Origin of the sequence: Neptuniibacter sp., from assembly GCF_024231755.1 — a bacterium.
Lineage (GTDB): Bacteria > Pseudomonadota > Gammaproteobacteria > Pseudomonadales > Balneatricaceae > Neptuniibacter.
The window spans coordinates 1-7,279 of sequence record NZ_JAAEQH010000070.1; the positions used below are offsets into that span (position 1 = coordinate 1).

General features: G+C 45.4%; 9 protein-coding genes. 4 read left to right on the forward strand and 5 right to left on the reverse strand.

The features are described from left to right. Positions 1-270: 270 nt before the first annotated feature. Positions 271-1,206, forward strand: a complete 936-nt coding sequence (locus tag GY843_RS03450) for a GGDEF domain-containing protein (protein WP_297306546.1) — start codon at positions 271-273, stop codon at positions 1,204-1,206. Positions 1,207-1,222: 16 nt separating this feature from the next. Here GY843_RS03450 and GY843_RS03455 read toward each other — a convergent pair whose 3' ends face one another. Beyond that, positions 1,223-2,110 carry a LysR family transcriptional regulator gene (locus GY843_RS03455; protein WP_297306548.1) on the reverse strand — a complete coding sequence of 296 codons (888 nt, stop codon included), beginning with the start codon at positions 2,108-2,110 and terminating at the stop codon, positions 1,223-1,225. Between the two features lie 185 nt (positions 2,111-2,295). On the opposite strand from GY843_RS03455, the gene GY843_RS03460 reads away from it, so the two are divergent. From GY843_RS03460 to GY843_RS03470, 3 genes are read left to right on the forward strand one after another with little or no spacing between them, the layout of a single operon-like run. Then, on the forward strand, positions 2,296-2,892 hold the full coding sequence (locus GY843_RS03460; RefSeq protein ID WP_297306550.1) for an FMN-dependent NADH-azoreductase: 597 nt from the start codon (positions 2,296-2,298) through the stop codon (positions 2,890-2,892). A 24-nt stretch (positions 2,893-2,916) separates the two neighbouring features. Further along, complete coding sequence (locus tag GY843_RS03465; protein ID WP_297306552.1) at positions 2,917-3,897, forward strand: glutathione S-transferase family protein; 981 nt, start codon at positions 2,917-2,919, stop codon at positions 3,895-3,897. Continuing rightward, positions 3,894-4,748, forward strand: coding sequence for a pirin family protein (locus GY843_RS03470; RefSeq protein ID WP_297306554.1), 855 nt, complete (start codon positions 3,894-3,896; stop codon positions 4,746-4,748). Before GY843_RS03465 ends, GY843_RS03470 begins: the two co-directional genes overlap by 4 nt. Here GY843_RS03470 and GY843_RS03475 read toward each other — a convergent pair. From GY843_RS03475 to GY843_RS03490, 4 genes are all read right to left on the reverse strand, one after another. Then, the gene (locus GY843_RS03475; RefSeq protein WP_297306557.1) at positions 4,728-5,495 is read right to left on the reverse strand and encodes a glycerophosphoryl diester phosphodiesterase; all 768 of its coding nucleotides are present in this window, start codon (positions 5,493-5,495) and stop codon (positions 4,728-4,730) included. The genes GY843_RS03470 and GY843_RS03475 overlap by 21 nt on opposite strands. Then, positions 5,492-6,109 (reverse strand): glutathione S-transferase N-terminal domain-containing protein, encoded by a 618-nt coding sequence (locus GY843_RS03480; RefSeq protein WP_297306559.1) that lies wholly within the window; start codon positions 6,107-6,109, stop codon positions 5,492-5,494. Before GY843_RS03480 ends, GY843_RS03475 begins: the two co-directional genes overlap by 4 nt. Positions 6,110-6,118: 9 nt before the next feature. Further along, on the reverse strand, positions 6,119-6,937 hold the full coding sequence (locus tag GY843_RS03485; protein WP_297306561.1) for a hypothetical protein: 819 nt from the start codon (positions 6,935-6,937) through the stop codon (positions 6,119-6,121). 106 nt (positions 6,938-7,043) lie between these two features. After that, positions 7,044-7,279, reverse strand: a 236-nt coding sequence (locus GY843_RS03490; protein ID WP_297306563.1) for a hypothetical protein, incomplete at its 5' end; no start/stop codon positions are given.

Here is a 7,279-nt window from a genome sequence, read left to right on the forward strand (position 1 = left end):
AAAATATGCTGCGGTAGAACGCCAATGGAAACATTGCTTGATGGTAAATCGATTTGGGCAGAGAAGAATTTAGCCCAGATCTAAACTGACAGACACCAGATAGAAACGGGTAACTGTCAGATCAAGTCTGAGCTACTACAGATCAAAACTTCGATATTTTTAATGTTTCGATCTTAGACGTTGTATTCCTCTTTGCTAAACTAAATTTAAATCTGCTTGAACTCATGGGCAATTTATTTGTATAGCATTTGAAGATTCGGGACTGCTCTGATGTACCAAACTCCTCCGCACAAGTCCCCACTGCTTTTAGTATCCTTCTTTGTAATCCTGTTTTGTCCTCTCACCGTTTTGGTTACGTCTTTGTGGATCTTGGAACTTCCCGCAATTCAGGGAGAGATCGAATTATTTGATGTACTGGGAGAATCGCTTTTATTGATACTGGTACAGTTCTGGATTATCAGTATCGCTTTTGCTCATCTTAGGAGCATCACTTTCAATTACTTGCTCTCAGGTTTCGGCATTATTACTCTGGCAAATACTGCGGACCTCTTGGATGAGTTTTTAATAGATCAATATGATTTTCTGAACCTATTAGAGAATGCGGCATATCCGCTTGGAATGACTATAGCTACCGTTGGCTTGTTCAAATTGAGCCGGGATCATCGCAAGCTAATCCAACAGGTTAATATTGATAGGGATAATTGGCGGGACAAAGCGAGGGTTGATCAACTGACCCGATTATTTAATCGCCGTTACTTCTTTGATTGGGCTCCAGAACAGGTTAGCTTAGCCAAAGGTTCTGAAAAAACCTTGTCCGTTTTTATGTTAGATATCGATCATTTTAAGTCGGTTAATGATTATTTTGGTCATGATATGGGTGACCAGATCCTCTCCCAGGTTGGTAAGTGCTTGATTGAGTTTTGTCGCCATAATGACAAAGCTTTTAGATTGGGAGGGGAAGAGTTCTGTGTTGTTATGGCTGAAGCCGATCATGATGCTGTAATGCAAGCGGCAATGCGCTTAAAGCAACGTCTTGGTGTTATTCAGCTTAAATCTGCTACCGGTGAACTGGTCTCTAGAACGGTTAGTATTGGCATTAGTCACTTGCAGGCTGACGATACACTTGAAACATTCCTGAAGCGTGCCGATGATGCACTCTATTTGGCGAAAAGCAGGGGACGTAATTGCGTCGTTAGCACAGATTAGTCGCTACAATCACTCACTACAGATTAAGTTTTTGCAGCGCCTGTTTCAGTATTTCACCAAATAGACGAATCGATCGTCCTGCATAATCTCCATCAGCATAAACAAGGTTAAGCTGTACATTTCTGATACCACCCACGGTGAGCTTCAGTGGTATTAATCTTCCCTGCTCTAATTCTTTTTGTATCTTTAACACGGGATACCATGCGTAGCCTAGGCCCTTACAGGCTGCATCGATGGAGGTTCGTAAATTTCCCAGTGTAAGTCTCTGTTGTGCTCCTAACCAGCCAGCATCTATATCTCTGCTCCCAGAGTCTTTTACGACTAGCTGTCTGTACAGGCGTAGGTCCTGATAGTTCAAGTCACGCCCCAATTGATGAAGCGGATGATTAGGTGCAGCTACTGCGTTAAATTCTACTTGAAGGATAGGATCGCCAAGAAAACCTGGCGGGACCCTGCCCCCGATTACGAGGTCTGCTTCTTTACGCAGCAGTGCTTCATCTGTCCCGCTTAGTACTGTTTCACGGAGTTCTATTCGGGTGAGAGGTGATTGCTTAGTAAATTCCTCTATCACTTCAAGCATAAGCCATTCAGGAAACAACGTATCCATAGCAATACGGATAACAGGTTCTGACCCTTCTGCAAATTGTGAGGCCAGATCTTCCATCTGCTTCGCTTCTTCAACCAGCGTATTCGCACGTTGATACAAAGCTTTTCCCGCTTCTGTCAAAACCGCTTTACGCCCTTCAATGCTAAAAACCCGAACGTTTAAGCTGGTTTCTAATTTCTGGATCGCATAACTCACAGTGGACTGGCTCTTGTTCAGAGCTTCTGCGGCATTGGCATAGCCACCCTGATCAACTACCGCTAACAGGGTTTGCCACTGTTCAAGAGAGACTTGAGGCATAACATATCTAATAATTCGATTGAATTAAGCTAATTTTAGCTGTTTTTAATCATTTTAATAAATATAAAAATAGATTCATCCAATTCAGGGCTTGTTCCTAGGTTTCTAATTCCTCGGTTTCTAATTCCAGGGTTTCTAAGGTTCCTGAACCGACTGAGCAGATAACAATTTATAGGGTGAATAACATGGCAACTCTTCTACATATTAAAGCGAGTATTTTTGGGGATGACGGTCAGTCCAGCCAGTTGGCAACGACCTTTATTGAACAGTGGAAAGCAGCTAATCCACAGGGTGAAGTCATCGTTCGTGACCTGATCGAAGAGAATATCCCGCATATGGATGGTGTCGTTGTGGGGGCATTGCGCGGTCCTGCAGAAGAACATACAGCGGAGCAGCGTGCGATTCTGCAGCGTTCTGATGAACTGATTGAAGAATTAAAAGCTGCCGATGAAATCGTCATTGGGGTGCCGTTCTATAACTTTAATGTGCCAACCCAGATGAAGTCCTACTTTGATCTGCTGGCCCGTGCCGGTGTGACCTTTACCTATACAGAAACTGGTCCAGTGGGCCTGTTGGACAATAAGCCTGTGTATCTGATTGCTACCCGCGGTGGTATGTATCGCGATGCCGGAATTGATTTCCAGATCCCGTTTGTAAAGCAGTTCCTAGGTTTTATTGGTCTGAACAATATTGAAGTGATTTATGCGGAAGGTCTGGCAATGGGAGATCTGGCTGAGCAATCTTTACAGCAAGCTAGCCAGCAGATTTCGGCTATACACTAATTACTAATTCTGAGGTTTTGGGTTATGGGACTGTTAGTTAAAGGTGAGTGGCACGACCAGTGGTATGACACCAAAAGCCACAACGGTGAGTTTGTACGTAGCGAATCTCAGTTTCGAAACTGGATTACTCGGGACGGTAGTGCTGGCCCAACTGGAGTCAGCGGCTTTACAGCGGAAGCTGGTCGTTATCACCTGTATGTATCATTAGCTTGTCCCTGGGCACATCGAACTTTGATTATGCGAGAGCTGAAAGGTTTACAGGATCTGATCAGCGTCGATGTGGTGAATCCATTGATGCATGAGCAGGGGTGGACCTTTGCTGAAGGCTTTACAGGTAGCAATGGGGATAACCTTTATGGCAGTGACTTTCTTCACCAGATCTACACTAAGGCCGATCCGGAGTACACCGGTAGAGTCACTGTACCGGTGCTTTGGGATAAAAAGACAGAGACTATCGTTAACAATGAGTCTGCGGAAATAATTCGCATGCTTAACACGGCGTTTGATCACTTGGGTGCGAAAGAGGGTGATTATTACCCCGAAGTCCAACGTACCGAGATTGATGAACTGAATAGTTGGATTTACGACCAGGTAAATAACGGTGTCTATCGAGCGGGTTTTGCAACCTCGCAACAAGCCTATGATCAGGCAGTAGAACAGTTGTTTTCTGCTTTGGAAAAACTAGAGCAGCGTCTGTCAGGACAACGATTTCTGTTGGGGCAGCAACTGACCGAAGCTGATATTAGATTGTTTACTACGCTGGTACGGTTTGATCCGGTATACGTCACTCACTTTAAATGCGATTGGAAGCGGTTGTCTGATTACCCCGCGTTGTCCGGCTATCTGCGTGATATCTACCAGCACTCAGGGGTTGCTGAGACAGTGGATATGCAGCATATCCGTTCTCACTATTATCAAAGTCACACCACCATTAATCCATCTGGTGTGATCTCAAAAGGTCCGGAATTTGATCTGAAAGCAGAACATGGGAGGGAGCAGTTATGAGCAGCCTTAGACGTAAAATAAGCCGTGTAATTCCTGCCGTGGATAGTCAGGATGGGGCAGGTGTGCAGCTAAAACGCAGTATCGGCAGAAACCCATCCACTCGGGTCGATCCGTTCTTGATGCTGGATGCTTTCTCTTCGGATAACCCTGATGATTATATTGCGGGCTTTCCACCTCATCCGCACCGTGGTTTTGAGACAGTAACTTATATGTTGGATGGACATATGATCCATCGTGATCATATGGGCAATGAGGGGGATCTACGCGCTGGTGGAGTGCAGTGGATGACGGCCGGGCATGGTGTGATTCATGAGGAACGACCGCAGATGGTGGAGGGCCTGATGCGTGGCTTTCAGCTCTGGGTAAATTTACCGGCCAAAGAGAAAATGAAACCAGCGGCTTATCAGAATATTGAACCCGAGCAGGTTCCCGAAAAAAGACTAGCTAGTGGGGCGATCATCAAGGTTATTGCAGGAGAGTTAACCATTGATGATGAGCCTATCCAAGGTCCAATTTCTGCACCAAACACAGAACCGTTATATATTGATCTGCAACTGCCGCCGGGCTCAAAAGTCGAGTTACCTATCGAGGCAACACATAATGCGTTGGTGTATCTGTTCGACGGGCAAGCGAACATTGAAGGCGAAGCACTTGAGCACAATGCGGTTAACGTTCTCGGACAAGGCAATTTTGTTGCTATAAATACAGATCAGACCAGTGCAAGAATGCTAGTCCTGTCTGGAAAGCCTATAGGAGAGCCGGTAGCGCAGTATGGGCCCTTTGTGATGAACACCATGGATGAAGTTGAACAGGCGATTCAGGACTACCGTTCAGGCAGGCTGACCGCTTGATTGAGATTGGAGATGTCCCCTGAACTCGTCAGAATTAAACAGGGTGGGGTTATCGGTGAATATCCCATCCACACCTGATTCTATAAGGTGCTTACCCAAAGCGGTGTCGTTACAGGTGTAGCAGTAGAGATCGTAGCCGGATTGTTTAACCTGCTTAATTTCATCTTGGTCAATCAATTGGCAGTCACAATGAATACTGACCGCTTGCAGCGCTTGGGCTTTAAGAAGCCATAGATCTGGTAGGTGATCGAAGAGAAGTCCTAGTTGTGCGAACAGATCAAAGCTTCGATATGCGGATAGTACTTCCTGTTCGTAGCAGCTGATGATTAGTTTTTCAGGCTGATGCCAGTAAACAGAGATCTCTTCAAATACTTTGCGGGCGATGATATTGGCATCAATTCCATGGGGTTTAATCTCTAGGTTCAGACCCAGTTCCAACTCCTGACAAAGCAGAAGAGCATCCGAAAGGTGAGGCATAGGTTCATTTGCCCAGCTGCCATCAAACCATACCCCTGCATCTAATTTAGGTAGGTCAATTGCACTCAGAAAGGATAGCGGGCCGCTTTGGTTTGTACAGCGATCCAGCTCATCGTCATGACAGAGGACCGGTGTTTCATCACCCAATAAAGTAATATCCAGTTCAACCCACCTAACTCCGCATTCTGCAGCCATTCGGATACCTGCCAAGGTATTTTCAGGAGCAAGCGCTGCTGCTCCCCGATGACCGATAATGCGGCTGGCGATCATGGCAACTGCATACCTCGCTGCACAAACTCGATATGCCCCATCCGCTCTATCCAGGCTTTAACATGGGGGAACTTATCCGGGTCCACATGTTGCCATTCATAACGCATCGCCCAAGGATAGATAGCAAAGTCTGCGATAGAAAGATCCTCGCCAATGACAAACTGTTTACCTGCCAATTGATTGTCTAGAACTCCCCATAAACGTTGTGCTTCATCGTTATAACGCAGCTGGGCATAGGGAACCTGTTCCTTGGAGAACTTATTGAAGTGATGAGCTTGTCCTAGCATGGGGCCAAAACCGCCCATCTGCCACATCAGCCATTGTATGCAATCAAGGCGTTCCATGGGATCACTAGGGATAAATTCTCCGGTTTTTTCGGCAAGATAGAGCAGGATTGCCCCACTTTCGAATAGTTCTACACGTTGACCATTTGGACCTTCATCATCAACGAGTGCAGGAATACGATTGTTAGGGCTGATTTTAAGAAAGTTGGGTTCGAACTGTTCACCTTCAAGGATATTTACCGGGTGCACCTGATAAGGTAAACGCAACGCTTCCAGCATAATTGAAACCTTACGTCCGTTTGGTGTTCCCCACGTATAAAGCTCTATCATCTCTACTCCTTAAAGATTCACAAAGTGATTGTAGATACCAATCAGTTCCTGTTCGGTGAAGGTAACAATAATAAGTTGCTGGCCGGGTTTAATAAGATCAGGGTTTTCACCAAGAATCCCTTTTTCGTAGTTGTAGATGTAGGTTTTATCTACTTTCCTTTTCAGAATCTGGCCCAGAAAAGAGCTGCGCGTATCAGCTAGTTTTTCGTCAGCTTCTTTGGGGATATCCACATACACTGCTTTTTCCTGACCGGGTAGTGTAAGGCCCGAAGTAAATGTACGCATAAGGCCGTGTTGGATTATGCCCCACAGCCCCTCATGATCACCCTCATTAACGGCATGAATAAAGTAGACCTTTTGTGCAGACTGATCAGGATCATCCAATAGTTCCTGTAGCTTTATCTGGTTTGCCAACTGCACCGTTATAGCTTCAATTTGCTTGTTTGTCTGAGGTGTTTTATTGCCTGTGCTGATAACGCTTAGATGGCTGGAAACTGCATAGGTGCCTGCTTCTGCAGAAGTGGTATTCGGGGTATCTGGTACTTCTTCCGCAACTAGCTCAGCTGTCGTTGCAGTTTTTACTGCAGGTAGATCAAGTAGTTGGTCTGCGGTTACAAAATTGTCAGCCTTCTCGATGGCGATAGGCCTTTCTGCTCCCTGAGTAAGGCGGTTGATATGCTCTTCAGCTTCTTGCTGGACCTTATCTGATACGACAGGAGCTGACGGTGAGGAATCTGTTTGGGATGGTTGTGGCGGTTGCTGCTGTAGAAAAAGGTAAGCTGCGACAGCTAGTACGGCGACTATAACCACTAAGAGTACGCGTTGCATTGTTTGATCCCGTTTTATTGTTGTAAAGATCGATGCTGGATTTCATCTTTCTAATGTAGCTTTATGTCGGGGATAATAAAACCACTTTGATAGAGGTATTTATTCTCTACTCACTATACGGTGATTGGTATACTTGCAGTGATCTAAGGAACCTACGAATAAGTCCTATACGACTCAGGCTTACAGAGCAATTGAAGCACAAGGCAATGATTACAGGCATGCTGGTTGCCTGTCGAAAATCATTAACAAAGTGATTCAGTTGCTCTGTAAGCCCCGTAGGGTGGGTTCTAAAACGACCATCTACTTTGTCAGTCAGCTTGAAAAGGTCTCGACATTTCACTG

Excerpts from the sequence above, each read along its gene's own strand:
- GY843_RS03450 (WP_297306546.1), top strand. The coding sequence starts at position 271 with ATGTACCAAACTCCTCCGCACAAGTCCCCACTGCTTTTAGTATCCTTC.
- GY843_RS03455 (WP_297306548.1), bottom strand. The coding sequence starts at position 2,110 with ATGCCTCAAGTCTCTCTTGAACAGTGGCAAACCCTGTTAGCGGTAGTT.
- GY843_RS03460 (WP_297306550.1), top strand. The coding sequence starts at position 2,296 with ATGGCAACTCTTCTACATATTAAAGCGAGTATTTTTGGGGATGACGGT.
- GY843_RS03465 (WP_297306552.1), top strand. The coding sequence starts at position 2,917 with ATGGGACTGTTAGTTAAAGGTGAGTGGCACGACCAGTGGTATGACACC.
- GY843_RS03470 (WP_297306554.1), top strand. The coding sequence starts at position 3,894 with ATGAGCAGCCTTAGACGTAAAATAAGCCGTGTAATTCCTGCCGTGGAT.
- GY843_RS03475 (WP_297306557.1), bottom strand. The coding sequence starts at position 5,495 with ATGATCGCCAGCCGCATTATCGGTCATCGGGGAGCAGCAGCGCTTGCT.
- GY843_RS03480 (WP_297306559.1), bottom strand. The coding sequence starts at position 6,109 with ATGATAGAGCTTTATACGTGGGGAACACCAAACGGACGTAAGGTTTCA.
- GY843_RS03485 (WP_297306561.1), bottom strand. The coding sequence starts at position 6,937 with ATGCAACGCGTACTCTTAGTGGTTATAGTCGCCGTACTAGCTGTCGCA.